Here is a 23,712-nt window from a genome sequence, read left to right on the forward strand (position 1 = left end):
CGAAGGTTTGATCGAACTGATCGTGCCTCTCCGAACGACTCAGGCCGGATAGCCTACCGGGATCAGATAGAGGACGGTCTGGCCGTGAGGCAGCCCGAGCTTGCGCGCCGCCGGAGCCCCGTCGACGGCGCCCACGGGCACGGCGACTAGCCCCAGCGTGACGATCTGCAGCAGCATGTTCTGGGTCGAATGCCCGACCTCGAGATCGGCATACAGATTGGCTCTCCCGCCATATCTCGCGGTGAGCCTGCTGGGGTCGGCGGCCACCACGAGCAAGGCCGGGGCCGCCTCGACCGACGCCTGGTTGACCGCAAGCGCTCGCAGTGCGGGGCGCAGGTCGTGGCTGGCGCGCTTCTCGGCCCGATGGCCTTCCGGCAGATAGTGCATCACCTCCGCGGCGGTCACCACGTAAAGTTCGAGCGCATACAAAGCGCCGGCCGCCGGAGCCGCGCGCTTACCGTCCGAGCTGGTGATGCCCTGCCCCGCCCACATCAATTGGCCGATGACTTCGACGGGCAGCGGCTTCGACGCGAATCGGCGCACGGACCTGCGCTTCGCGATGGCTTCCTCGAGGGACACCGTGCCTGTGAGGTTGGGCTTGGGCAACTCGATCTGATCGGTGAATTTCGCCTGGGCGCCCTGCGCCAGGCTGGTAGAACCCTCGGCGAGCGCGCCTGCGGCCAGCGCAACCAACAGTTCACGGCGTTTCATCGGTCACCTCCATCAGCAAAAAAGCAGGCTGGCTGGCAGAGCCTGCAGCCTGCGCGAATCTCAGTGCTGCGCGTTGGCGAACACGGCTAGGCCACGGAACCCGCGACCGGTGTACGCCGCACTTCCGACAGATAGATCAAGATCAGCGAAACCCAGACGATCCCGTACAGGAACATGAAGCAGGTGGAACGCACCCTGAAAAAATCCAGCAGGATGCCGAAGATAATCGGCAGCAGGAATCCGCCAAGGCCGTCTGCTGCGTTTCCCACGTGACGATGCCGCCCTTCACATAGATCTTCCATGAGCAGGACCCCGTGCAGTTCACTCCATGAGTGGAACGAACTATCTTGTCGTGCTGCCAGCGTTTGCGGTAAGCGTCCTCCCATTGCCGGGTCTTCATCTGCGACAGCACCGTGACCATCCGAAAACTGCGGACGGGGGGCCGTAAAGTAACGTAACCTGTCCAGCAAATGGCTCATGTGCGTCCTGCCTCTATCGGATTAGGTCGGCGCGAGGTCGCGAAAGGGATTTGAAACGGACAAACTGCGGATGACGTCCGCTTCGTGCATGGAGGGCTGCCTTGATGCCCGGCACGGACGCACCTTAGCGCGCAACGTCTTTGTCTATGGTGACATGCATCAAGTCTCCCTCAATCGGACTTTGGTCCTACAAACGCCGCCCGTGCGGTGGTGTAGGTTTGTCATGCGCAACCGACAGGAGGCCAATCATGTGCCGCTGGCTCGCTTATACCGGCAATCCGCTTCAGCTCGAAACCGTGCTGTTCAACGCCCGGCATTCGCTGATCGATCAGAGCATGCATTCGCGGCTCGGCGCCACCACCACCAATGGCGACGGCTTCGGGATCGGCTGGTATGGCCATCCCACCGACATTCCGTTTCGCTACCGCTGCATTCAGCCCGCATGGAGCGACCGCAATCTACGCGAGGCCGCCCGGGCGATCCATTCGCCGCTATTCGTTGCTCATATACGCGCGGCGACCGACACGCCGTCGCAGGAAACCAACTGTCATCCGTTCCGCCACGGCCGCTGGCTGTTCGCGCACAACGGGCTGGTGCGCAACTACCCGAAGGTGCGCCGCGATCTGATGGTGCAGATCGACCCCGATCTGTTCCCGTCCATCGAGGGCTCGACCGATTCCGAGGTGCTGTTTTTTCTGGCGCTGACTTTCGGGCTGGAGCTCACGCCCGTCACCGCGCTCGAGCGGATGGTCGGCTTCGTCGAAGCCACCGGCCGCCGGCATGGCGTCGATGAACCGCTGAACATGACCGTGTGCGCGACCGACGGCGAGCAGATCATCGCGGTCCGTTATTCGAGCGAAGGCCAGTCGCGCTCGCTGTTTCACAGCACCTCGTTCCGCCATCTGCGCGAGTTGTATCCCGACGACGAGCGCATCAGGACGGCCGGCGAGAATGCGTTCCTCGTGCTGTCCGAGCCGCTCTCGGACTTGCCGGGCATCTGGCAGGAAATTCCCGAGAGCACGGCGGTGGTCGCACGCGGCGGCGAGATCGAGCAGTATGCGTTCAAGCCGCGAATGGACTGAGCCGCGCCTGGAATTTTGCGCCCTGCCGCCCTATGCTGCGGGAATGAGCAAGGTCTACGGCACAAAACGTGCATACCGGCTCGGGAGAAACGCGGCGTGTCATCTTCGAATCCGGGACCGACGGCAGAAGACAAGCTCGCCTTCTGCGTTGCCTGCACCGCACTGGACCAGGCGACTCGCGATCTGCAACAGTTGAGAAGTAACCCGGCAACATCGCTGAATGCGCTGTCGAAAGCGCAGCGCGACTACGAATTGTCCCGGGTGCAATGGCAGCGCTGTCAGTGGCAACTGCGGGCCGCGACGGCCCACGCAGTGAAGAGACCATCACAATGCATCGGCGCGGTCGTCATCGTTGGGCACGACAAGGCGGTCCGGGATTCTCTGCGGGTTCTGCTCAATGTAAAGGGATATGGGCGCTCCAAAGCGCTCGGTTTCGACCATTGGCATGAAATATGGCTCGAGCCGTCGCGCCAATTGATCATCCTCGACGTTCCCGTCAATTCGATTACGACAGCGTTGTGGTTCGTGGAGAGCTTCGATACAAGCACCGATAAGCCGCACATCATTGCGCTGGCGCGGCCGGAAGACGCGGTCAGTTTCGCTGGCAAGGTCGATGCCGTCGTTGCCAAGCCCATCGTGCTCGAAGAATTGCTTTACGCAATCGACTTGATCCAGTTGCAGACGAAGGCTCCAGCGCATCATGGGTGACGGTGTCCGTCGGCACGGCCCAAGGTTCGTTCCTCCCCTATAGAAGCTCGCATTCCGCGCACTTTCACCGAAGCCGCGCTTCGCATCTGCTTGCCGAAGCCGCGCAACGCCGCCCCGAACACCCCGGGCCCGCAATTTGCTAAATGTGGCGGCGAGGTGACATATATATGAACGACGATAAACTGATCGAGCCGGAATCCGCCGTACGCGACCCCGTCGAGCGATCCTGGATCAGACGCCTGGGCCCCGGCCTGATTACGGGCGCGGCCGACGACGATCCATCCGGCATCGGCACTTATTCGCAGGCCGGCGCGCAGTTCGGGTTCAACCTTCTGTGGGTGATCCTGATCACGTATCCGTTGATGACCGCAATCCAGCTGGTGAGCGCGCAGATTGGCCGGGTGACCGGCAAGGGCCTCGCGTCGAACATCCGCGCGCATTATCCGGCGTGGCTGCTGTACGGCGCGGTTGCCCTGCTCGTCGTGGCAAACGTGATCAACATCGCCGCAGACCTATCGGCGATGGGCGCCGCGGCCGGACTGCTGCTCCCAGGTCCGCAGCACCTTTATGTCGTCGGCCTCGGGACGTTCTCGGTCATCCTGCAGATTTTTGTCCCATACGATAGCTATGCGCGGATTCTGAAGTGGACCGCCGTATCGCTTCTTGCGTACGTCGCGGTCGCTCTCATCGTGCCCATCCCTTGGGGCGAAGTCGCGCGCGCGATTGTGTTGCCGCGCATCTCGCTGACGTCGGACTATCTGACCATGATCGTCGCGGTGCTGGGTACGACGATCAGTCCGTATCTATTCTTCTGGCAGGCGTCGCAGGAAGTCGAAGAAATGCGCTCGGCACCTGAACAGGCGCCGCTGCGCCGCGTGCCGCACCAGGCGCCGGCGCAGTTGCGAAGAATCCGCTTCGACACGTGGGTCGGCATGGGGGTGTCGAACTTCGTTGCATTTTTCATCATGTTGACTGCGGCGGCTACGCTGCATCTGCACCACATCGAAGTAAAAACCTCGGCCGATGCCGCGCGAGCGCTCGAGCCGTTTGCCGGGCGTTTTGCTTACGTCCTGTTTGCGCTCGGCATCATCGGCACCGGCCTGCTCGCACTGCCGGTTCTAGCCGGCTCGGCGGCCTACGCCGCCGCGGGCAGCTTTCGCTGGCGCAGCAGTCTGGCGTTGCATCTGACGCTCGCGCGCGAATTTTATGCGGTGATCGCACTGGCCATCGTCGGCGGTGTGGCTATCACCTTTATGCATTTCGACCCGATCCGCGCGCTGTACTGGAGCGCGGTGATCAATGGCGTTACCGCGGTGCCGATCATGGTCGTCATGATGCTGATCGCGCGAAGTCGGCGGGTCATGGGACAGTTCGCCGTCAAGGGCGTGCTGGCGTGGGGAGGATGGCTCGCAACGCTCGCGATGGCGCTGGCGGCGGTTGGCGTGTTCGTGCCGTCGTAACCAGACGCGTGTTCACCACGAACCCGGTTTTCGTACGGGAAAACCATGCTTAGCAATTCGCGCCGTACGGGTTGCGCAACGGCAGCCGCATCTGAACTTCCTGGTTATACGTTCGTCTGAACGGTGCATCTGGCCATCGACAGTGCCGTCACATGCTGACGGTTTGCCGACAACCGCGTGGCCGCTCCCGATCGACGACCAAGGAGGATTGCACATGCCGAAGAAGCGTTCAGACGAATCGTCACCCTCACGCGGCAACCGCAGTGGCAGGATTCTCGCCGCGCCGGTTTTCTCGCAGCCGCAGCCCACGCCGGACCCGCAAACCTTCGTGGTCAGGCACGCATCCGATACCGCGGCCTACAAGGTCATCGACGAACTGAACCGCGAGCACAAGCTGAAGGCGCTGCCGTTTCCGCCGCCGCGCGGCGGCACCGAGCCCCGGCTGACGTTTGCGGAGGTGGTGAACAACAACCAGCAGCTCATCGATACGATTAGCCAGAGTGGACAGATCGTCTTTCACGCCACCGGCGATTGCGGCAGTACGAAGGGTCCGGCCACCCAGAACGAAGTCGCGGACAAGATGGTCAGCGACTTCGACGAAGCCGATCCCGCCGAGGTGCCGCAATTCAACTTTCTGTTGGGCGACATCGTCTACAGCTTTGGCGAGGCGCAGTACTACTACGATCAGTTCTATGAACCGTACCGCAACTACCATGCGCCGATTCTCGCCGCTGCCGGCAACCACGACGGAATGGTTTCGCCGTTGAAGCATGAGAAAAGCCTGCAGGCGTTTCTGAGGAACTTTTGCTCCGACTGCTTCCAGGTCTCTCCCGACGCGGGCCACCTTTCACGGACCGCGCAAATTCAGCCAGGGGTTTTCTTCACGTTCGAGGCGCCGTTCGTGCGCATCATCGCGTTGTACAGCAATACGCTCGAGGACCCCGGTGTGATCGCGGACCGTGACATCGGCAACAGTCAGCTGAAGTTCCTGAAAGCGGCGTTATTGCGGGTGAAGAAAGAGAACTATCGAGGCGCGCTGCTGTTCGCGCATCACCATCCGCCGTATGTGGCGCGCGGGCGTCACGGCTGGAGCGTGGAAATGCAACAGCAGATCGACACGGTTTGCGATGAGGTCGGTATCTGGCCACATGCGGACCTCGCGGGACACGCGCACAACTATCAGCGCTTTACGCGAACCCGTTCCGATGGCACCCACATCCCTTACATCGTTTGTGGCAACGGGGGTCACGCGGTGCAGCAGCTCACCACCAACGGACAGCCGCCGCTTCGCGCGCCGCAGCTGATCCAGGCCGCGTCGAAAGACACCGATGCGGTCGTCCTTGAAAGCTACGACGACCGCAACTTCGGCTATTTACGGCTCGTCGCCAACGCGAGGCAGTTGCGCATCGAATACCATCCCGCGGTCGACGGCCCCAACACGAAAACCCCCGACGATCAGGTGACCATCGATCTGGCCACCCGGCAGGTCGCGCACTATGTCGCTCGCGACTCGGGCATACCCGCTCTTGCCGAGCGCATTCGTCAATTCGCGCGGGTCCAGCCTCGCGAAGACTGACAGGTGCGCAACTCGCCTCGATCCGATGCGATCCGCGGCTCCCGCTGGTTTTCCCGCATTACAGATTCGCGAAGATCTACCGTAATCGTAAAAGTGAGGCGGCTCGCAGCGTTCGAGCCGTCGCTCAACCCGGTAGTCGGAGAACAGCGTGAGATTCAAAGCGGCCTCGTGCCCTAGAAAACGGGCCGCCGGCAAAAAAGAGCTGTCGGTGTCGGTGAACGTGTCCGCGCGTCAGCTGCGGGATGACTCGCTGGTCGCGATAGTCGACCAGGCGCTGCGAAAACACCGGGTACCGCCGCGCTGCCTGCAGATCGAACTGACCGAAAGCGCGTTGATGGAATACCCCTCACTCGCGCAGGCAACGTTGATGGCGCTCAAGCGCCTGGGCGTGCGCATCGCCATCGACGACTCCGGAACCGGATACTCGAGCCTGCGCTATCTGGCCGATTTTTCGCCGGACATCGTGAAGATCGACCGCTCGTTCACGGCCAGGCTGGGCCGCGACTCGGCGGCCGCGTCGATCGTCCGGGGCATCATCCAGATGTCGCACGAACTCGGCATCAAAGTGACGGCCGAAGGCGTCGAAACGAATCAACAGTGGCATGCGCTGCGCGAGGCAGGCTGCGACTTCGTGCAAGGGTTCTTTTTGACGAAGCCGATGAAGGCGGAGAATCCGGTTCAGTGCGAATACTCTGTGCCCTCGTCAGCAGCAGCCGGGGCAACTAGCTTCTGCTCCCATTGAGAAACAGATCCGCGACGACCGAGCGCAGCCAGCGATTGCCGGCTTCGTGATGGTATTTCGCGTGCCAGTGCTGGCGCACCGCGAACCTGTCCACCGGGAAAGGACACGAATGGACCACGACGTCATTCGCCCGCGCCAGCGTCTCGCCAATGTGGCGGGGCAAGGTAGCAATCAGATCGGTCGACTTGATGATCGATCCTAGTCCGAGGAAGCCGGGCAATTCGAGCACGACGTCGCGTTCGATGTTCTCGCGCAATAACGCCTGTTCGAGCAGTTGCCCGCCCGTGCCAGCCGCAATGACGACATGCCCCTCGCTGCGGTATTGCTTCAGACTCAGCCGCGCACGCACGCGAGGATGATTGCGGTTGGCAAGGCATACCCAGTCCTGCATATAAAGCTGTTGCTGGTACATACCGCCGCCCAGCCAGGGCACATGCCCGATCGCAAGATCCGCCTCGCCGGATTCGAGCGCCCGCTCCGTATTGCCGTCGATCCTTGCCGCTTCGAGCCGAACGCCTGGCGCCTGCGCCCGCAAATGCGCCAACATTCGCGGCAGCAGCGTAATGTGGCTCGCGTCAGTCATGCAGATTCGAAACCGTCGTTTGGCTGTGGCGGGATCGAAAGATATCTCCCACGCAGCGAACCGGCGCAGCGACTCGAGAATTTCCCTGCACGGTCCGATCAACGCGTCAGCCTGCGGAGTGGGGGTCATACCGCCCGGCGTGCGAACGAATAACGGGTCCTGCAAATGCTCGCGCAAGCGACCCAACCAGATGCTGACCGTCGGCTGACTTTGCCCGAGTTGCTCAGCGGCGCGCGTGACACTTCGCACGTCGTAAAGCAGGTCGAAAAGCTGAAGCAGCTTGAGGTCCGGAAGCTCAGTGGTACTCATGGCGGTATTGTCATTTGCAATATCGCCATTGTATCCATTGCGCTATGCCCCATGAACGGGCGTCCGTGAGCTGGGCCTCCTCGCCCCACCGCATGCATTAAATGAGCGGAACGGTCAGCCGGTCGATGATCGCTTGCGTCTGCGGTCGAACGCCGCGCCACCACTCGAACGCTTCGGCAGCCTGCTCGACGAGCATGCCGACGCCGTCGGCGATGCCCTGCACGCCCGCATTTCGCGCGAGCCGCAGGAACGGCGTGAGCCCCTTTCCATACGCGAGTTCGTACGCGGTTCCTGCTCGGCTGAACACGTCCGGGGGAACCGCAGGCAACTGACCGGTCAGGCTCGCCGATGTTGCGTTCACGACGAGGTCGAACTGCCCCATCCCGTCGAGTTCCCGGTAGCCGCATGCGATCAATGGGCGGCTGCTCGCGACTTGCGCGACCAACGCCTCTGCCTTGCGCACATCCCGATTCACGACGACCAGTTGCGCCGGACGCGCCGCGATGAACGGCAGCAACGCGCCACGCACCGCTCCGCCCGCACCCAGCACGAGCACGCGCTTGCCCGCCATCGGCTGAGCGAGGTTCACTTCGATATCGCGCACGAGACCGACGCCGTCGAAGTTCTCCGCAATGATCCGGCCGTTTTCGAACTTCAGCGCGTTCACGGCGCCGGCGAGCGTGGCCCGTTCGCTGCGCTCGTCGGCAATCGCGAACGCCTGCATCTTGAAAGGCGCGGTGACGTTCATGCCTCTGCCGCCCGCGGCGATGAACGTCTTGACGGTCTCGGCGAAAGCATCGGCGGGCTCGATTGGACCCTGGATCGCCGAGTAGCTGATGTCTTGTCCGGTCGCCTGCGCAAACAGACCGTGAATCAGCGGAGATTTCGTGTGGCCGATCGGATTGCCGATCACCGCGTATTGGTCGCTCATCACGCACTCCTCTTCGAAAACAGCACGCCCTGGGTCTGCATCGCGTCGATTTCCGCGGCGCTGAAGCCCAACGACTGCGCGACTTGCGCGTTGTGCTGACCGAGATCCGGGCCGACTTCGCGGATCGACGTGTCGCAGTCAGAGAAGCGGAACGGCAGGTTAGGCAGGCGCAGCTTTCCGAAGCGCGGATGGTCTTGCTCGATCACCATGCCACGCGCGACGATCTGCGGATCGTTGACCACTTCATCGATGCGCTGCACTTTTGCGCAAGGCACGTCGACGCCATCGAGCAGCGCCAGCACGCCGGCGACCGGCCGCGCCGCAACCCACGGCTTCACGACCGCGAGGATTTCGTCGCGATGGGCGTTGCGTCCGTTCAGGCTGTGGAACCTCGCATCGGTGCCGAAGCCGGCCGGACCGCCGTGCTGTTCGACGAGCGAAGCAAACCGCTTCCACGCATCGTCGACCTGCGCGGCGATCACGAGATCGCCGTCGGCCGCGCGGAACACGCCGTACAGCGTCGACGTCGGCATGTCGTGCCCCGTCTGCTCGGGCAGCACGCCCTGCATCGTGTAGCACTGCACCGCGTATTCGTGCATCGACACCAGCGTGTCGTACAACGCCATGTCGATATGCTGGCCGCGACCGCTCTTCACGCGGCCGAGCAAGGCGGCGTTGATCGCGGCGACCGCGTGAATGCCCGTGTACATATCGCCGAGCGAAATGCGCATCAGCGGCGGCGGTTCGCCGGGACTGCCGACCATCTGCATGATGCCGCTCTTCGCCTCGGCGATCAGACCGAAGCCCGCGCGATGCGCGTCGGGCCCGGTGTGACCGTACGCCGAAATCGAGCAGTACACGAGACCCGGATTGCGTTCGGACAACGCGGCATAGCCGAGGCCCAGCTTGTCGAGCGCACCCGGCCGATAGTTTTCGATGAACACATCGGCCGAATCGCACAGACGCCGCATGAACTCCTTGCCGCGCGAATCTTTCATGTCGACGCTGACGCCGCGCTTGCCCATGTTCAATTGCAGGAAGTAGGCGCTTTGCTGGTCGTCGAGGATGGTCGCGTGCTGCCGGCCGGCATCGCCGCTGCCGGGACGCTCCACCTTGATCACTTCGGCGCCGAGCGCCGCGAGGCAGCGGCCCACGTACGGACCAGCAAGAAAGTGGCTGTAGTCGACGACGCGAATACCTTCGAGGGGGCGGGCTTGCATCAGTTCGCTCCCGGACGGCGTGGCACCATCAGCCGATGTTCGCCGCGCTGGACGACCAGGCCGTCCTGATTGATCAGCTCGGACAGCAGCACGACGATGCCCCAGTCCGGACGGCTGTTGCTCGCGCGCATGTTGCCGACGCGGAACTTGACGTGAAGCACGTCGTTGACCTTGATCGGCAGCAGGAAATCCCACGTCCAGCCGAGCGACATGCCTGGCAGGAAGCGATAGTCGCTCTGCGTCTTCAGGCCATCCGCGATCGACAGGCCGAACAGCCCGTGCGCGACGATCGAACCGAAGTGGCTCGCGTTCGCATATTCCTCGTCGACGTGCACGGGAGTGTGATCGCCGGTCAGATCGGCGTAAGCGAGAATGCGTTCTTTGGTGACGGTATAGGTCGGGCTCACGCACTCGTCGCCTTCGTTCGCATCGTCCCAGTACTTTTCGATGATCGTGCTCATGCTTTACGCCTCCGCGCGTGGATTGATCGCCAGCGCCCGCGCAACGCACGTGGCGGGTTTGGCCTGAATCAGTTCGACCGCGAGTCCATCCGGCAGGCGCAGCCAGTTGCGCCCTTGCGGCATTTGACTTACGCCGAACGCTTGCGCCGCGGCGAGCGAAGCCTCGATGTCCTCGCACATCACGCCGAGATGCGCGAGCCGGCCCTCGGGACCTTCGTAGCGCGGATCACTGATGAACTGCAGTCCACCGAGCGTCCAGTACTGACGCGGCTCGTCGCGCGTGCCATCCACCTCGCGCATGGTCATGCCGAAGACCTGTTCGAAGAAGCGGATATGCCAGTGGATGTCCGTCACCCAGATGGCGACGTGCTCCAGATAGGCTTTCGCGCCGCTCATGCCGTCGCTCCTTCTCGCTGACGGTCGGTCATCGCGCGCTCGATGCCCTTGATGCACGCGACCAGCGTCGAATTGACCGGCGTCGGCACGCCGAGGCGCTCGCCCCACCGCACGACCGCTCCGTTGATGAAGTCGATTTCCGTGACCGAGCCTTTTTCGAGGCTCTGCAGCATCGAGGTCTTGAACGCGGGCGAGAGTCCTTCGGCCGCGAGCGTCCAGGCTTGTTCCGCTTTCGTGATCGAAAGACGGATGCCGGCGGCCTTCGCGACTGCCATCGCTTCTTCGATCGCCGCCAACGCGGCGGCTTTCAGAACGGGCTCCTCGTACAGTTGCCCATACGTCAGACCGGTGATGCCGGTGATCGCGCCCGTCGCGACGTTGATCAGCAACTTGTCCCACATGGTGCCGAGGATGTTGTCGCTGATCGTGGTCGTCAGCCCCGCACTGTTGAACGCGTCGGCGATGGCGCGGACCCGGTCGGTGACCCGGCCATCGAGCTCGCCGACGATGGTCAGCTTTCCGTTCACGCCCGACTGGATGTGCCCGGGCGCCTTCAGCACGCCGCCCACATAGGTCTTGCCCGCCAGCACGCGCTCCCGGCCGACGATTTCGCCGAGCACGTCTTCATGGCCGAGGCCGTTTTGCAGCGACAACACGAGCGTGTCGGGTCCGACGAGATCGAGCGCGCCGCGCATTGCCGAATCGGTGTGGAAGGACTTGACCAGCACGATGACGAGGTCCACCGGCCCGACTTCGGCGGGGTTCATCGTCGCGCGGACTTTTACGCGGCGTGAGCCGTTGGCATCGTCGACTAGCAGGCCGTCGCGGCGCATGGCCTCGACGTGCGCCGCGAAGCGGTCGACCAGCCACGTCTGATGGCCGCCTTCAGTCAGCGCGGAGCCGATCGCGCAACCCAACGCGCCGGCTCCCAGGAATGCGATCTTCATAGATGTCTCCGTGATTTAGAGACGAAGATACGATTCCTATCTCATGCTGGCAATTCAATGAACGCAATAGGGTCATTGCAAATTTTAATGTTACGGTACGCCAGCGGAGGTGGATCAACGTTCCAGTCTTTCCCCTCAATGCGTGCGGACCGTCTGACCGCTCTGTCCCGCGTTCATCGCCGCGGCTCTGTCCGCTCGATGCATCGCGGCCACCTTCGCTTCCGCGGCCTGAATATCGGCGGGATACGAACCATCATCGCCCATCGACGGGTTGTATCCCGCCGCTTCCAGCTCCTCGAGTTCGTGCATAACCTCCGCGCGCGTGAGTTGATGCGGCTCGGGCTCCGATACAGTTTGCGCCTCCGCGCTTGTGCAGCCCGCCATCATCATCGCACCGGCGAACACGCAGCTCAGTAGCGAGTAAACCGCGTATTGACTCAACGATTCCGATTTCATGATGTGCTCCTTTTGACCTGAGAATGTATTCGCGCATCCGTATTCACTTCGGACCGTCTCGTCAGATCGTGAGTGTTACGCGATGCACATCCGGTAGACGGAGTTTTCTCGTCGGATATTCCCGGTCTTTCTAAATAGAACTACCACGCAATTTCCGACGTTCGATCCCATTGCGCAATTGACCTGCGACGAACGCGCCGACGATCAGAGCCAGATACAAGGCCACGAGATCGTGACGCCATGCGTTCAGCGCAAGCTGATGCGCAATCAGTTTCGGATCGGGAGTTGGAAGGACTGCCCGCTTCGCTTCGACGGCTCGCATCATCCGGACAAAGCCTGCGGCGGACAGCAATGGCAGCACGATGACCGATGTCAACAGCACCGGCTTCATGCGAAGCGCCCATCGCATGTGACGCAAGCGAAACCATAGTCCGAGGCATCCGTGTATCCATCCGGGCGCGAGCAGCGCAAGCTGCAAACCCTGCGTACCGGTCGTCAGCAACTGGATCACGACACGCTCGTAGTCCGGTTCGAAGCCATAGAGCGTGGACGCGAGCCGGGTCGTCACCGCATGACGGATCAGCAGCAGCGGCAGGCTGAGTCCTGCCCACAGACGCACCCACTCCGCCGGAGGCAACGCCCAGTGACGGCGCGCATAAATCGTTCGCATCGCCAGCACGAAATGCAGCGCAGCCGCTCCGTATAACGCGATCGTTCCAGGCGCGCTGCGCCAGAGCCGCAGCGCCAGAACCAGACCGCGTCCGGCGAGTTCGAGCGACCAGATTCCGAGTGCGTGATTGAGCAGATGGAGAAAGAGATAGACCAGCAACACCACGCCGGAGCCGAGTTGCAATCGCCGCAGAGCGGCTTGCATCCGCAACGTCATGCGAACGTCCCGTTGATGCCGTATGTCACGTGCGGGGCAAACGCCGCCTCGTCGATCAGGTTCATTTGATCACCCATCCGATGTCAGTCTTACCTGCAAGACCACCGAGATGCGGTGCTTATTCCCGATTCGATTCGCCGCATCATCGCCCTATCACGCGTTGCGCGCGACATCGCCCGACACCGCATACCCGACCTGCATGCCGTGAAGGTGGTGCCGGGGAGGCTTGCAGGCCTCTGCGGCGGCGGCCTGAAAGCCAGTCAAAGCGTCGCCGTCACCCCACCATCGACATAAAGAACATGACCGTTGACGAAGTCCGACGCGCTGCTCGCGAGAAAGATCGCCGCGCCGACCAGATCCTGCACATCGCCCCAACGTCGCGAAGGCGTGCGATTGACCAGCCAGTTGCTGAACGCTTCATCGTTGACGAGCGCGTCGGTCAGTTCCGTCCTGATGTAGCCGGGGCCGAGGCCATTGACCTGAATGCCATACTGGCCCCAATCGATCGCCATGCCTTTCGTCAACATTTTCACGGCGCCTTTGCTCGCGGTATAGGCGGCGATATTGGGCCGGCCGAGTTCGCTTTGCACCGAGCAGATGTTGATGATCTTGCCACGCTTGCGCGCGATCATGTAGCGCGCGACCGCCTGCCCGACCAGAAACACGCTATCCACATTGGTCTTCATCAGCTGTTCCCATTGCGCGTGGGAGAACTGCTCGAGCGGCGCGCGCCGCTGCATGCCGGCGTTGTTCACGAGAATATCGATCGCGCCGATCTCGCTTTCGATCTGCGCCACCGCCGCTTCCACCGCCTCCGGAGCCGTCACGTCGAAACATCGCCCATGCACGATCGCGCCTGCGTCGCGCAGGCGGCTGACCGCTTCCGCCAGCCTCGCTTCGTTGCGGCCGTTCAGCACGACTTCCGCACCAGCTCCTGCCAGCCCTTGTGCCAACGCATAACCGATACCGGTACTCGATCCGGTAACGAGCGCGCGACGCCCGCTCAGGTCGAACATCTGCAGACTGTGGTTCAACTTCATCCCCCTTTTGGATTCGATGTAGCAGCTTTCGATTCGTGAAGCTAACCCGATGAATCGAGATCGTGCCGGAACCGGCGGCGCTGCGCGGCGCCGCTGATGCAAGCTTCGACCCGTTGAACGAACTCGTCGAAACTTGCGGCATGCCGCGCCTCGCGACTGGCAATCATCTTCGCGTTCGGCCCCACATAGACGGCCAGTTTAACGGCGACGGCATCGATGCTGGCCTGCTCGATCACACTGCCCGGCGCCCTACCTGCGGCGCTCGCGGGCGATACAGCCGATACCTTCGCCGCAGCCGGAGCCACCGCGAGGCCTGAGCCCGGCGATGACGACGCGACCATCGACATATCGGGCGAGCCCGCCGTCGGCCGCGCGAAGGCCTGCTCGAATCGAGCCGCGCCGTGTCGGGCAACACCGCCGCCAGTTGCGCGCCGAGCGCTGGCAGGTCGTTCGCCTGGGTGGCCGCGCGTCGCACCAGCAGGCTCGCGAGCGGGCCCATGTGGATCGCGAGTTGGCGTTCGATGCGCGCGAGCATCTCAGGGGGCCAGTTGCGCGGCGCCGAAGGCACAGGCATCGGCGGGTTGCTGCCGCCCGTCGCATGCGCTGGCAAGGCTGCGGACGCGGACCAATACGCGGAGGGCGTCACGATAGTCCGGTCATCGTCGGCCGCGGCGGGTGAGACGGCCAACGACCTCAAGCTCGCGAGCCATTCCGCGGCCGAACCGAAGCGGTCTTCTGGCCGCCTCGCAAGTGCCTTGACGAGCATCGCGAAGCAACGCCTACTCGGATTGGCAAATACCGGATCGCTCATGCGGGTTCCGATCGAGAGGCGCCTGGCCGATCACGCCAGCTTACGCCCCCAGCATCCGCAGCGCTTCGGCGAGACTCGTTTTCATGCGCGATTCAGGGCGCGGTCAGAGCGGACTATTTCTACGGCTTCGGTCAAACCGCGCAGACCCAGGCGAGCCGCACCAAAGAGCGGCTGCGCATGTGGGTGCTGCTGCCCAAAGGCTTGCGCATCGCCGCGCAGCAGACGTCGTTGAAAACGCGCGGCGGAGCACCTGGCGCATCCGATGCGGATTGTCTGGTCAGCGATCCGGTGCTGTGCGTGGACGACGCGCCGTAGACGTCTGGCGGAACGCGAGCGACGCTTCGTGCTGCGGCATGAATTTTGCGGAATCCGCGTGATCGCATCCCGACACGGAGACCGACATGGACACGCGGCAAATCGAAGATCTGCGTCCGACGCAGATCACCCACGGCGCGCGCGAGGTCCGGGAAAAAGCCCGCCAATACCGATCGCTGAGCGCCCATGACCTGCAAATGGCCATTGCCGAAAAGCCGATACCGGTCGTCTGCGGACCGAACGGCATACCGTTCGCCATCGATCATCACCATGTGGCGGCGGCGCTGTGGCAGGTTGGCGTGCGCTCGGTTCCGGTCGTGCTGGTGCGGGATCTTTCCTCGTACACGTGGGCGTCGTTCTGGCTCAGCATGGAAAACGAACGATGGACCTTTCCGTATGACGCGCAAGGGGTGCGCCGGCCGTTTGCCGAATTGGCCAGGCACGTGTGGGAAATGAAGGACGATGAATACCGAAGCCTCGCGGCGGCGGTCCGCGATGCCGGCGGCTATGAAAAAACCAATGTCCCGCTGGAAGAATTTCGCTGGTCCGACTTCTTTCGCGCGATGTTGCCGCGGCCCGATAACGACGAAAAGTTCTCGGCTTTGCTCAAGGAAGCCTTGAAGCTGGCAAAGAGCGACCGGGCATTGGGACTGCCGGGCTATCTCGGTCGAAAGGATTGAGCCGGTGGCTCACTCAATCGTGGGCCAGATTGCCCGCCGTCACCAGAAACTGATCCATCAACGAGATCTTCAACGGCTTGTCCGCGTCGAGCTTTTTCTTCTCGATCACATACTTCCAGCCATCCCCGTTGCCGGGATTGCGATAAAACGCGACGATCGCCACATAGTTCGTATCGGCCTGCATCGGTTGCGACAGGCTCGCCGACGCCCCCGGATTCAGCACCGATGCCATGCTCGCCTGCAAATCCTGCGCGAGCAGCGTGCGGTCGTTCTTCAGCAGATCCTCGTACGACGCGCCATCGAACACCTTACGGTCCTTCAACTGATACACGCGCACCGCGACCGATGTCGCGCGACCGGCGTCGTCGGGGTTCAGCGCTTCGCGCGCGGACAGATCGACGTCGAGCACCTTGATCCGCTTGAAAAACACCGCGTGATACGCGCTCGACGACGCGTCCGACATGGATTGCCATGCGCCGCAGGCGGACAGCAGCGCAACGGCCGCAACCGTGGAAACGGTAGAACGAAGATTCATCGATAGTCCTTTGGGCGCGTTGTTCATCACGCGGATCGAGTCAGGTATGGATTGGCCGCGGGCTTCGGAAACGCTTGATAAACCCCGAGCGCGACGTTGATCAGGCGCTCTCTCGCGGCGGGCAGCACGGTCGTCCAGCCGAGGCGCGGCGCGGGCGCTGGTTTCCTAAAGTCGTGGATATTTTCGTCAAAACAACTATGCTGTATGCATTATGGACTGGCCGAATGACCCGGCCCTATACCCGCCTTATATCCGTTCCTGCATTCGCAAGGGGATGGGCATTGGGGAAGGCGCGAACTACAGGGCGTGGCGTGAGCTTCAAGACTTGCCGACAAGTGGCACGGGAAGGGTAGTGCATGGGATTCGTGTCAGCCGCAACTATGAATTGACTGACGCTGCATCAGTCACACTTTTCTATCTGCTAGAGCGCCAGCGAACCATCAAAGACATCAGGGAGCGGTGGCCGATTCTCGATCTCAGCCGGACGCTGCAGCTCGCGTATCAGTTCGGCGTCGCTCACCCATGCCGACGCGGTGTACCTGAACCGCTCACTTTCGACTTCCTGATAACGGAACAGCGTTCTGAGAAGGCATACAAAGCGGTCAACCTATTGCACGCTGAGAAGAGCCTCGACGTACGAGAGCAGAGCCTGCTGATGATCAGACAGGCGTGGTGCAACGAAAGAGGAGTTGTGTGGGCATTGGTCGACAGCTCCGCAATCTCACAAACCGTCGTCGATACACTTCGATTCGTACGAACATGGTACGTCCACCGCTACACACCGAATGCTGCGATCGCGAAGCGTTTTTCTGAACGCTTTCTAAAGGAGTACGCCACGAACGTCCTGCTTGAAGACCTGGTCGAAAAAACATTTTATCTGAAAGGCATCTCGACGGGCGACATGAGCGAAGCGCTGAGCGTGCTGCTGGGTGAGGACGCCAAAGGCTTGTCGGCCAATGTGGTGAGCCGTCTGAAGGCGCAATGGGCCGATGAGCGACGGTGCGCCACCGTACTACGCGTACACGCAACTGCGTGTCGCGACCGACCTTCCTCGGTCTGGCATTCAAGCTGATCGAGGAATGCCGAGAAAACCTGGCGCCGCATCAACGGCCCCGAACAGATCCAGCTGTTGCTGGAGGGCATTGCCTTCCAGGACGGCGAGCCGGTGCAAGACGATCAACCGGGTCAGCAGAAACTCGCCGCTTGACGTCGCCCGCTATCAACGGCCCATACACCAGACTTGACCTTATCTCGCTCGCAATCTCCCACTCGTACTGCGACAGAGAGCTCATGATTGACTTCAAAGTCGAACGGAATCCGGCGCTTGCCGCTGGACTTGTGTTGCGTAGCGGGACTGCACCTGAATTTCAGTACCTCCGAGTCACTCATGTATTCCGGACTTGCGTTTACGTGATGCGCATCGGCGAGCCTGTAGAGGTCCGGACCGCGCGTCGACCGCGGCGAGTCGACCGTGCCGATATCGAGAAACTTGCCGGCGAAGCCAACTCCTGCTGGGGACGTGTCGCTCTACCTGCCGCACTCAGCGACACTCCCGCGAAAGACTCCGAAAAGGACCGTGAACTGGAGCACTCTTGGGCCATTATCGAGCCCTTGGTTTGCGCCTTCAAACAGGAAAAGAACCTTAACAGGTACTTTTTCACTCGACACATCAGCCGTCGTGCAGAGCTGATACAAATGAGCGAAGTAACGCTCAGAAAACTCCTGCTTCGCTACTATTATTTTGGCAGCATCAAATCTGCACTGCTCCCCTTACCGTATGGACCATCGCCGCTCTATGAAAGGCAGTCCGACAACGCCGCTACCACCTCGTCCCTCGCAAAAAAACCGGCCAGGAGAGGCAGAAAATCGGCGAACACGTCGACCCTTGGCGTAAACGACTTCGTAGTATCCAGTGACGATATTGCCGACATGCTCCACAGGTTCGCGCTGGAAAAGAATCGGGATGGGCATAGCCTCTCCAAGATTCACGTCGATTACCTTGCAAATGAGTTCCGTGCCCGAAACCCGCATATCATGGCGGAATATGTTGAAAAATTGAGACAGGTACCAGTGACCCTCAGGCAACTCCGCTATTACACAGACGAGGCGTTTCAGTTTATACGTGATCTCGCGGCTGGCTCAGTTGAGGACGGGCGGAATTATGAGAGCGGACTGGTCGCGATCGGTCCTGGCGAGATAACCGAAATCGACTCAACGCGCGGACGGATTCATCTTGTCTCAAGAAAGTCCCCAACTGTTTGCGTCGGTAAACCGACAATCTATCTGGCAATCGACAGATGGAGCCGATACATACCCGCAGTTTATCTTTCGCTACGCCCCCCTTCCTATGAAGAGTTGCGCTACCTGTTGCTTATTATGTTCACTGACAGGGAATCGCGCTTTTCGGATCTTGATGTCGACGTCGACGAGCGACGCTGGCCTCGCGGACGAATGAGCGCGTGTATCTGCGAAGATCGAGGACCCGACCAAGTCTGCGCCTCCGCCAAGCAGGCGATTGCAGATGACCTCCGGATCGAACTGCAGATTCTTCCACCGCGGTGCCCAGACGGAAAAGCCATCGTTGAGCGCCTTATCAGGACACTCAAAAAAAGGATGGCCAGCAACCAGGGGGCCTACGCCAATCGACCAATAGATCGAGAGACCAAAGCTGCGGCGCTTAAGGCAGAAACTGCTGCAATCTACACTCTGTCGGATGCTTACCGGATCCTGATTGAGCTTGTAGTCGAGCACAATAACAGACCACATCGCTCGCTGAGACGCAACAAGGACCTCACGCAAGCAGGCGTCGTGCCCACGCCGCAGGCCGCCTATCTATGGGGGCTTGAAAACATCACGGGCATGCGGGTTCCGCCCCTGCCCGACGCGGACTATCAGCGGCTCCTTCTCGGCACCGATACCGCCACGATCACGGAGCGAAAACTCCGCTACCGAAACAGGTCCTATCAGCCTGTCAACACTGCTGCAAAGGTCATAGCTCTTAATTCAACCAAACGCGGCAAGTCCGTCTCTGTTCGCGTTGACAAAACCTTTCCGCGAGAGGTGTTTGTTCCTTCGAGCCGGGAGCCATGGGCCAAATTCAGAATAAAAATTAGTGCGGCAAACGAAATACGTGGTTTGGCACTGGATGAGGAGGAGGCGCTGTCGCGCATTGAGTCAGAACTTTGGGCATCTTCCGAGCATGAAGCAACTCGATCACGCGTGGGTGCCGCGGTCGCCGAACAGACGAGCAGGAAGCGTGGCGGGAGACCTGCGAAAGGCGGCCAGGCGGCCGCCAGTGATTCCGCTGATGTCAAGAGGCGGCTCACGCGCCGATACTCCCAAAATGCCGGTGCTTCGATTCACGCAAGTACAAGCAAGGATTCTGCCTGGAAAAAGATTGAGCAGCAGGAAAAGGAAGCTTTATTGTCCAAGGTTCAAGAGCGCAGGAGGCGCAAATGACCGTTCGCGCAGAAGACAAATTCCAGTTCCTCTCTGACCGAGACAGGCCGCCCGTTATTGTAGACGCAAAGTATCACAAAACGGGAGTCGTTCGCTTTGATGGCAATCCGTTTATCGAGGCGCTCCCGCCCCTTGACCCGGATCGCAACGCCCTTCTCGCCAAGTTGGAAAACAACCCACCGAAACCGACACGTGCCACCCGCAACTCACCTGAAATCGTCCGTCTGATGGAACTCAGCACGATAGGTGATGTGGTCTATCCATTTACCGACTACGCGAAGGCGGCTCTCGCAATAACGACCATGATTCGGGAATCCTATGTCGCGCGGAATCCGGTTACTAGTGTCGACATGCAGCGTCGACACGCAATTGCGGCGGGTGACGACGGAGTGCCCTTTCCGGCAAACTGGAAGTCGTCGGCAAAGGGCTACGGTATCTTCGGTATCACCGGGATGGGCAAGACGACATTTCTTGATGCCATATTGTTGCACTACCCCGAGGCGATACACCATAAACACTACCACGGAAAATCGCTCGTTGCCCTTCAGGTTGTCTATATTGTTCTTCGCATTCCACATGACGCAACGCTGAAGAGTCTGTGCATAGGATTCGTTGTCGAGATTGACCGGATTACAGGCAGCAAGAACGCTGAGAAAGCACGCACGATCCGCAACATCGCACCCATGGTCGAATTGATGCGAACTGTGGCAACAGCCGTGTCGCTATCACTAATGGCGATAGATGAGTTGCAGAACCTTGGTGCCGCAAGGGGGGCGAATGCAGAGTACACCTTGAACCTTTTTGGCACCATCATCGAAAGGCTCGGAATCAGCCTTCTCGTGCTCGCGACGCCCGCCATCGGCATGGTCCTGCTGCAGGATGTCCGCAATGCCAGAAAGACAGTAACGACGGGAAGTGTATCCCTGACACCGATGATCAGGAATAGCGCGGAATGGTGTGACTTTTGCCATGTTCATTGGCAGTACACGTACACGAAAAAGCACGCGCGATTGACCAAGGATACATTGAAGGCCTGGTTTGAGGTCTCTGCCGGAGATACAGGGTTTGCCGTCGCCGCTTTCCAGATCGCACAGCGCAATGCGATCGGCGGCGTTGAGCACGTCGACGCCGATGGTTTTCGCCGCGTGATGGGTACTGACATGGCGATACTTCAACCGGCCGTGAGCGCACTTCTTTCCGGTGACCCAGATCGCCTTAATAAATTCGAAGACCTCACTTTCCGTGATCCCAAGGTGCAGGCGCTGCTTGATTCAATTGGCGAGTTTCCACTCGGCGCGGATACCGACACCGGGGTGGAGGAGTTCGACGACCTCGCATCGGAAGCCTCGCCAACTCCTGCTAAGCGCCGACCGGGAGGACCGCGAACGGCCACCCGGAGAAACCCGTCGGACTTAGAGGCGTTAACAAAATGAGTTCTTCAGCTTTCGCCAGCAGATGATGCAGCAGGCAATTTTCATGAAGGCTTCATGGATGAATGCAAGACGTTCGAAGCGGATGCGCAGTCGTCGAAAGTTATGAAGCCACGAAATGGTGCGCTCGACCACCCAGCGTGTTTTGCCCAGTCCGCTGCCGTGGGGCTCGCCGCGTCGGGCGATTTCAGTCGCGATGCCGGCTGCGTGTAGCGGACGGCGGTATTTGTCGTGATCGTAGCCCCGATCGCCTTGAACAATGCGGGGCTTCGAAAGCGGCCGGCCACGCTTGCCAGCAATGGGTGGGATGGCGTCAACCAGTGGGTGAAGCTGGGTAACATCGTTACGGTTGGCGCCCGTGAGAATTACCGCGAGCGGGATGCCCTGCGCTTCGGTGATGAGGTGGTGCTTTGAACCGGGTCGCGCGCGGTCCGTGGGATTCGGTCCCGTTTTTGACCTGCGCCCACGGCGCGGATCGAGGAGGAATCGACGACGACACGCGACCAGTCAATCTGGTCAGCCGCGCGCAGCCTGGCGAGCAGGACTTCATGCAGTCGGTCCCAGACGCCAGCAGCCTGCCAGTCCCGCAGACGGCGCCAGCAACTCATGCCGCTGCCGCAGCCCATCTCGCGTGGCAGCAGGTCCCAGCGCAGGCCTGTCTGAAGGATGAATAGGATGCCAGTGAGCAGCGCACGATCATCGAGCGGCCTGCGCCCAGGATAACGGCTTCGCCTTGGTTTGGGAGGGGGCAGTAACGGTTCAATGAGTGCCCAAAGTTCGTCGTCGAGTATGGGTTTAGCCATGTCCTTTTCGTCGTCGAAACAATGAAAAGGTTAACAGGATTCATCGAGAGTAAACAGCCCCTTTGTTCATTTTGTTAAGGTTTCTTATTCCCAGTAGAGAATCCGCTCGCATCCCCAACGAATTGACTCCGTCATGTTTAGCCTTCCCTTCCGTCCACCGCCCCTGCCTGACGGGATTCTCGGGTCTTGGCTGGAACGCCTCCGCCTTTTAAATGGGGAGTGGGCCTGGCAAGACCTGCGCCGATCCGCGGGCTACACATCCGCACCAGGCGGACAGATCACAGATGGGCCCGATTATTCACCGGAGCTTGGATCTTTATTGACGTCCCTCGGGACGACTTTCGAAGCGTCCCTGCTACATCTCACGACCTTCCCATACTGGCTCTCATTTGATGGTTCGTCACCCGGTTCCGGCGTTCTGCAGGGCACGTCTGCACTTCCTCTGCTCTGCGGTGCCTATGGAAAGCCACGACGCACAGTGCAGCGACTTGGACTAGTACGAAGCATGCCTGTCAATGGCCTCCGGTACTGTCCTGCTTGTCTCGTCACCGACCTCTCGAATTTCGGCGAACCCTACTGGCATCGATTCCATCAGCTACCCCTGGTAAGGTACTGTCCCATGCACCTTGTTGCGCTGCGTTCCGCCTGCCCCCGGTGTGGACGTGCTTTTTTCCCGGACATGAATGGTCGCAGTCCATTGCCGCGCCTTACCTGCCCCTGCGGGTTCGCCCTCTCGCAAGACAGGGAAACGATTACGCCCACTGCGCTGCAGGTGCGACACGCAGCGGTCAGCCTCGACGCACTTGCCAACCACTGCACAACATGGGATCGCAAACAGATGCGCGCATTCCTTCAATCCAAGCTGCACGGAACAAGCGCAATAACATGTCTCTTTGACGCGTGGGGCGACGAAACGGAAGCCGGCTCAAATACGCTGATTAGAGATCCATGGCTGTTGCTGGAGGAGAATAAATCAGTCGACGGAATGCGAGCGCCTGCATGCTGCGCCCTTCTCGCAGCGTTAGGGATCGACTTTAAGACAGCGGCCCGGGGCGCGGCGCGTACCAAGGCACCAGAACAGACGACCGCGCCCGAACCAACATCGCTACGCATGGCGACAAGCGTCGGGCGAGCGTGCGACATCCTGTCCGAACTGACGAACCGTTCACCGCACACCTCTCCGTCGCATTTCGGCATCCATTACTGGATAGTGCGAATTTGTGCCCCCGAGTGGTTTGCGCAACGGTTCCCGCAGAGCAAATGTCGCCCGCTTCCATCCGTGACTGCGGACCGCGCGGCCATCCGACACCATCTCGCTCGAGTCGCGGCAACGAGCCCTTCCAGCTACGCGGTGAGCCTAGTGCGGCACTGTAGTGCCGCACAGCGGGCGCGAGTCCGGGACCGGGAATGGCTAGATCAACTAAGCGACCATACGCTGCGCGCCGGACCCACCGACAAAAGCAAGCGTCGCTCTGATCGGCATCAGGCATCGTTCGACGTTGCCGCCGACAAATTTCTACAGGAAGCGTGTACCCGACCTCGCCCAGGCGAAAGCGGCCCTTTTGCGCCGGAAGTCCGAGGCGCCGTTGAGAGCACCGTCCTATGGCTCAGGAATATCATATTGGGTCGTTCGGCTGAAAGATCCGCATTGGCTTAAAAAGCACTTTCCTCAGACCAGAGCCCTAACCGTCC

General features: G+C 60.9%; 24 protein-coding genes and 5 pseudogenes. 12 read left to right on the plus strand and 17 right to left on the minus strand.

Translation table 11 applies throughout. The annotated features are described in order from the left end of the window. Positions 1–39: 39 nt before the first annotated feature. The 3 genes and pseudogenes from G5S42_RS08275 to G5S42_RS08280 all read right to left on the minus strand — a co-directional run. On the minus strand, positions 40–711 hold the full coding sequence (locus G5S42_RS08275; protein WP_176106321.1) for a SagB/ThcOx family dehydrogenase: 672 nt from the start codon (positions 709–711) through the stop codon (positions 40–42). A gap of 86 nt (positions 712–797) precedes the next feature. After that, positions 798–968 (minus strand): annotated as a pseudogene (locus G5S42_RS44160) (MFS transporter); the annotation flags it as partial. Further along, positions 962–1,190 (minus strand): annotated as a pseudogene (locus tag G5S42_RS08280) (nitrate reductase); the annotation flags it as partial. The pseudogenes G5S42_RS44160 and G5S42_RS08280, both read right to left, overlap by 7 nt. A gap of 248 nt (positions 1,191–1,438) precedes the next feature. On the opposite strand from G5S42_RS08280, the gene G5S42_RS08285 reads away from it, so the two are divergent. From G5S42_RS08285 to G5S42_RS08305, 5 genes are all read left to right on the plus strand, one after another. Continuing rightward, entirely contained in the window at positions 1,439–2,272 is an 834-nt protein-coding gene (locus G5S42_RS08285) for a class II glutamine amidotransferase (RefSeq protein WP_176106322.1), read from the plus strand. Between the two features lie 15 nt (positions 2,273–2,287). Then, on the plus strand, positions 2,288–2,980 hold the full coding sequence (locus G5S42_RS08290) for a PleD family two-component system response regulator (RefSeq protein WP_246391868.1): 693 nt from the start codon (positions 2,288–2,290) through the stop codon (positions 2,978–2,980). Between the two features lie 167 nt (positions 2,981–3,147). Next, positions 3,148–4,440, plus strand: a complete 1,293-nt coding sequence (locus G5S42_RS08295) for an NRAMP family divalent metal transporter (RefSeq protein WP_176106323.1) — start codon at positions 3,148–3,150, stop codon at positions 4,438–4,440. A gap of 214 nt (positions 4,441–4,654) precedes the next feature. After that, positions 4,655–6,016, plus strand: coding sequence for a metallophosphoesterase family protein (locus G5S42_RS08300; protein ID WP_176106324.1), 1,362 nt, complete (start codon positions 4,655–4,657; stop codon positions 6,014–6,016). Between the two features lie 148 nt (positions 6,017–6,164). Beyond that, positions 6,165–6,758, plus strand: coding sequence for an EAL domain-containing protein (locus G5S42_RS08305; RefSeq protein ID WP_312883542.1), 594 nt, complete (start codon positions 6,165–6,167; stop codon positions 6,756–6,758). Here the strand turns inward: G5S42_RS08305 and G5S42_RS08310 are convergent. From G5S42_RS08310 to G5S42_RS08360, 11 genes are all read right to left on the minus strand, one after another. Next, a complete protein-coding gene (locus G5S42_RS08310; RefSeq protein ID WP_176106325.1) occupies positions 6,739–7,650 on the minus strand; it encodes a LysR family transcriptional regulator in 912 nt (303 codons plus the stop codon). The genes G5S42_RS08305 and G5S42_RS08310 overlap by 20 nt on opposite strands. A gap of 97 nt (positions 7,651–7,747) precedes the next feature. Next, positions 7,748–8,581, minus strand: coding sequence for a shikimate dehydrogenase (gene aroE / locus G5S42_RS08315; RefSeq protein WP_176106326.1), 834 nt, complete (start codon positions 8,579–8,581; stop codon positions 7,748–7,750). Further along, positions 8,581–9,801, minus strand: a complete 1,221-nt coding sequence (locus tag G5S42_RS08320) for a CaiB/BaiF CoA transferase family protein (RefSeq protein ID WP_176106327.1) — start codon at positions 9,799–9,801, stop codon at positions 8,581–8,583. The genes aroE and G5S42_RS08320 overlap by 1 nt, the downstream gene beginning before the upstream one ends. Beyond that, positions 9,801–10,262, minus strand: a complete 462-nt coding sequence (locus tag G5S42_RS08325) for a MaoC family dehydratase (protein WP_176106328.1) — start codon at positions 10,260–10,262, stop codon at positions 9,801–9,803. Before G5S42_RS08325 ends, G5S42_RS08320 begins: the two co-directional genes overlap by 1 nt. Before the next feature lie 3 nt (positions 10,263–10,265). After that, positions 10,266–10,658 (minus strand): VOC family protein, encoded by a 393-nt coding sequence (locus tag G5S42_RS08330; RefSeq protein WP_176106329.1) that lies wholly within the window; start codon positions 10,656–10,658, stop codon positions 10,266–10,268. Further along, complete coding sequence (locus G5S42_RS08335; protein WP_176106330.1) at positions 10,655–11,605, minus strand: ketopantoate reductase family protein; 951 nt, start codon at positions 11,603–11,605, stop codon at positions 10,655–10,657. The genes G5S42_RS08330 and G5S42_RS08335 overlap by 4 nt, the downstream gene beginning before the upstream one ends. A gap of 135 nt (positions 11,606–11,740) precedes the next feature. Next, the gene (locus tag G5S42_RS08340) at positions 11,741–12,061 is read right to left on the minus strand and encodes a DUF4148 domain-containing protein (RefSeq protein WP_176106331.1); all 321 of its coding nucleotides are present in this window, start codon (positions 12,059–12,061) and stop codon (positions 11,741–11,743) included. Positions 12,062–12,191: 130 nt separating this feature from the next. After that, positions 12,192–12,947 (minus strand): hypothetical protein, encoded by a 756-nt coding sequence (locus G5S42_RS08345; protein ID WP_176106332.1) that lies wholly within the window; start codon positions 12,945–12,947, stop codon positions 12,192–12,194. A 260-nt stretch (positions 12,948–13,207) separates the two neighbouring features. Beyond that, on the minus strand, positions 13,208–13,987 hold the full coding sequence (locus tag G5S42_RS08350) for a glucose 1-dehydrogenase (RefSeq protein WP_176106333.1): 780 nt from the start codon (positions 13,985–13,987) through the stop codon (positions 13,208–13,210). 41 nt (positions 13,988–14,028) lie between these two features. Next, positions 14,029–14,223, minus strand: coding sequence for a DUF8082 domain-containing protein (locus G5S42_RS08355; RefSeq protein ID WP_176106334.1), 195 nt, complete (start codon positions 14,221–14,223; stop codon positions 14,029–14,031). Continuing rightward, positions 14,220–14,798, minus strand: a complete 579-nt coding sequence (locus G5S42_RS08360) for a DUF8082 domain-containing protein (protein WP_176106335.1) — start codon at positions 14,796–14,798, stop codon at positions 14,220–14,222. Before G5S42_RS08360 ends, G5S42_RS08355 begins: the two co-directional genes overlap by 4 nt. A gap of 177 nt (positions 14,799–14,975) precedes the next feature. On the opposite strand from G5S42_RS08360, the gene G5S42_RS44165 reads away from it, so the two are divergent. Then, positions 14,976–15,113, plus strand: coding sequence for a hypothetical protein (locus G5S42_RS44165; protein WP_246391870.1), 138 nt, complete (start codon positions 14,976–14,978; stop codon positions 15,111–15,113). Positions 15,114–15,199: 86 nt separating this feature from the next. After that, positions 15,200–15,793, plus strand: a complete 594-nt coding sequence (locus G5S42_RS08370; RefSeq protein WP_176106336.1) for a ParB-like protein — start codon at positions 15,200–15,202, stop codon at positions 15,791–15,793. 13 nt (positions 15,794–15,806) lie between these two features. On the opposite strand, the gene tssJ is transcribed toward G5S42_RS08370, so the two are convergent. Further along, positions 15,807–16,328, minus strand: coding sequence for a type VI secretion system lipoprotein TssJ (gene tssJ / locus G5S42_RS08375; RefSeq protein ID WP_176106337.1), 522 nt, complete (start codon positions 16,326–16,328; stop codon positions 15,807–15,809). A gap of 26 nt (positions 16,329–16,354) precedes the next feature. Next, a pseudogene (locus G5S42_RS44170) lies at positions 16,355–16,483 on the minus strand (type VI secretion system baseplate subunit TssG); the annotation flags it as partial. Positions 16,484–17,202: 719 nt separating this feature from the next. On the opposite strand from G5S42_RS44170, the pseudogene G5S42_RS45710 reads away from it, so the two are divergent. The 4 genes and pseudogenes from G5S42_RS45710 to G5S42_RS08395 all read left to right on the plus strand — a co-directional run. Then, positions 17,203–17,328 (plus strand): annotated as a pseudogene (locus G5S42_RS45710) (IS256 family transposase); the annotation flags it as partial. Next, positions 17,322–17,535, plus strand: a pseudogene (locus tag G5S42_RS08385) (IS256 family transposase); the annotation flags it as partial. The pseudogenes G5S42_RS45710 and G5S42_RS08385, both read left to right, overlap by 7 nt. A gap of 83 nt (positions 17,536–17,618) precedes the next feature. After that, complete coding sequence (locus tag G5S42_RS08390; protein WP_176106339.1) at positions 17,619–19,787, plus strand: TnsB C-terminal domain-containing protein; 2,169 nt, start codon at positions 17,619–17,621, stop codon at positions 19,785–19,787. Continuing rightward, positions 19,784–21,220, plus strand: a complete 1,437-nt coding sequence (locus G5S42_RS08395; protein WP_176106340.1) for an AAA family ATPase — start codon at positions 19,784–19,786, stop codon at positions 21,218–21,220. Before G5S42_RS08390 ends, G5S42_RS08395 begins: the two co-directional genes overlap by 4 nt. On the opposite strand, the gene G5S42_RS08400 is transcribed toward G5S42_RS08395, so the two are convergent. After that, positions 21,209–22,020, minus strand: a protein-coding gene (locus G5S42_RS08400) for an IS5 family transposase (RefSeq protein WP_176105867.1) whose coding sequence is annotated in 2 segments (ribosomal slippage) — positions 21,209–21,672 and positions 21,672–22,020 — 813 coding nt in all. Because the reading frame shifts where the segments join, the coding sequence is not laid out codon by codon here. The two genes, G5S42_RS08395 and G5S42_RS08400, sit on opposite strands and share 12 nt — an antisense overlap. A gap of 133 nt (positions 22,021–22,153) precedes the next feature. Here G5S42_RS08400 and G5S42_RS45715 point away from each other — a divergent pair. Then, positions 22,154–23,677, plus strand: a complete 1,524-nt coding sequence (locus G5S42_RS45715; protein ID WP_176106341.1) for a TniQ family protein — start codon at positions 22,154–22,156, stop codon at positions 23,675–23,677. Positions 23,678–23,712 lie beyond the last annotated feature (35 nt).

Origin of the sequence: Paraburkholderia youngii, assembly GCF_013366925.1 — a bacterium.
Taxonomy (GTDB): Bacteria; Pseudomonadota; Gammaproteobacteria; order Burkholderiales; family Burkholderiaceae; genus Paraburkholderia; species Paraburkholderia youngii.

Bases quoted from the DNA above. Each gene is read 5' to 3' on its own strand.
- G5S42_RS08275 (WP_176106321.1), bottom strand. From the start codon at position 711: ATGAAACGCCGTGAACTGTTGGTTGCGCTGGCCGCAGGCGCGCTCGCC.
- G5S42_RS08285 (WP_176106322.1), top strand. From the start codon at position 1,439: ATGTGCCGCTGGCTCGCTTATACCGGCAATCCGCTTCAGCTCGAAACC.
- G5S42_RS08295 (WP_176106323.1), top strand. From the start codon at position 3,148: ATGAACGACGATAAACTGATCGAGCCGGAATCCGCCGTACGCGACCCC.
- G5S42_RS08300 (WP_176106324.1), top strand. From the start codon at position 4,655: ATGCCGAAGAAGCGTTCAGACGAATCGTCACCCTCACGCGGCAACCGC.
- G5S42_RS08310 (WP_176106325.1), bottom strand. From the start codon at position 7,650: ATGAGTACCACTGAGCTTCCGGACCTCAAGCTGCTTCAGCTTTTCGAC.
- aroE (WP_176106326.1), bottom strand. From the start codon at position 8,581: ATGAGCGACCAATACGCGGTGATCGGCAATCCGATCGGCCACACGAAA.
- G5S42_RS08320 (WP_176106327.1), bottom strand. From the start codon at position 9,801: ATGCAAGCCCGCCCCCTCGAAGGTATTCGCGTCGTCGACTACAGCCAC.
- G5S42_RS08325 (WP_176106328.1), bottom strand. From the start codon at position 10,262: ATGAGCACGATCATCGAAAAGTACTGGGACGATGCGAACGAAGGCGAC.
- G5S42_RS08330 (WP_176106329.1), bottom strand. From the start codon at position 10,658: ATGAGCGGCGCGAAAGCCTATCTGGAGCACGTCGCCATCTGGGTGACG.
- G5S42_RS08335 (WP_176106330.1), bottom strand. From the start codon at position 11,605: ATGAAGATCGCATTCCTGGGAGCCGGCGCGTTGGGTTGCGCGATCGGC.
- G5S42_RS08340 (WP_176106331.1), bottom strand. From the start codon at position 12,061: ATGAAATCGGAATCGTTGAGTCAATACGCGGTTTACTCGCTACTGAGC.
- G5S42_RS08345 (WP_176106332.1), bottom strand. From the start codon at position 12,947: ATGACGTTGCGGATGCAAGCCGCTCTGCGGCGATTGCAACTCGGCTCC.
- G5S42_RS08350 (WP_176106333.1), bottom strand. From the start codon at position 13,987: ATGAAGTTGAACCACAGTCTGCAGATGTTCGACCTGAGCGGGCGTCGC.
- G5S42_RS08360 (WP_176106335.1), bottom strand. From the start codon at position 14,798: ATGAGCGATCCGGTATTTGCCAATCCGAGTAGGCGTTGCTTCGCGATG.
- G5S42_RS44165 (WP_246391870.1), top strand. From the start codon at position 14,976: ATGTGGGTGCTGCTGCCCAAAGGCTTGCGCATCGCCGCGCAGCAGACG.
- G5S42_RS08370 (WP_176106336.1), top strand. From the start codon at position 15,200: ATGGACACGCGGCAAATCGAAGATCTGCGTCCGACGCAGATCACCCAC.
- tssJ (WP_176106337.1), bottom strand. From the start codon at position 16,328: ATGAATCTTCGTTCTACCGTTTCCACGGTTGCGGCCGTTGCGCTGCTG.
- G5S42_RS08390 (WP_176106339.1), top strand. From the start codon at position 17,619: ATGATTGACTTCAAAGTCGAACGGAATCCGGCGCTTGCCGCTGGACTT.
- G5S42_RS08395 (WP_176106340.1), top strand. From the start codon at position 19,784: ATGACCGTTCGCGCAGAAGACAAATTCCAGTTCCTCTCTGACCGAGAC.
- G5S42_RS45715 (WP_176106341.1), top strand. From the start codon at position 22,154: ATGTTTAGCCTTCCCTTCCGTCCACCGCCCCTGCCTGACGGGATTCTC.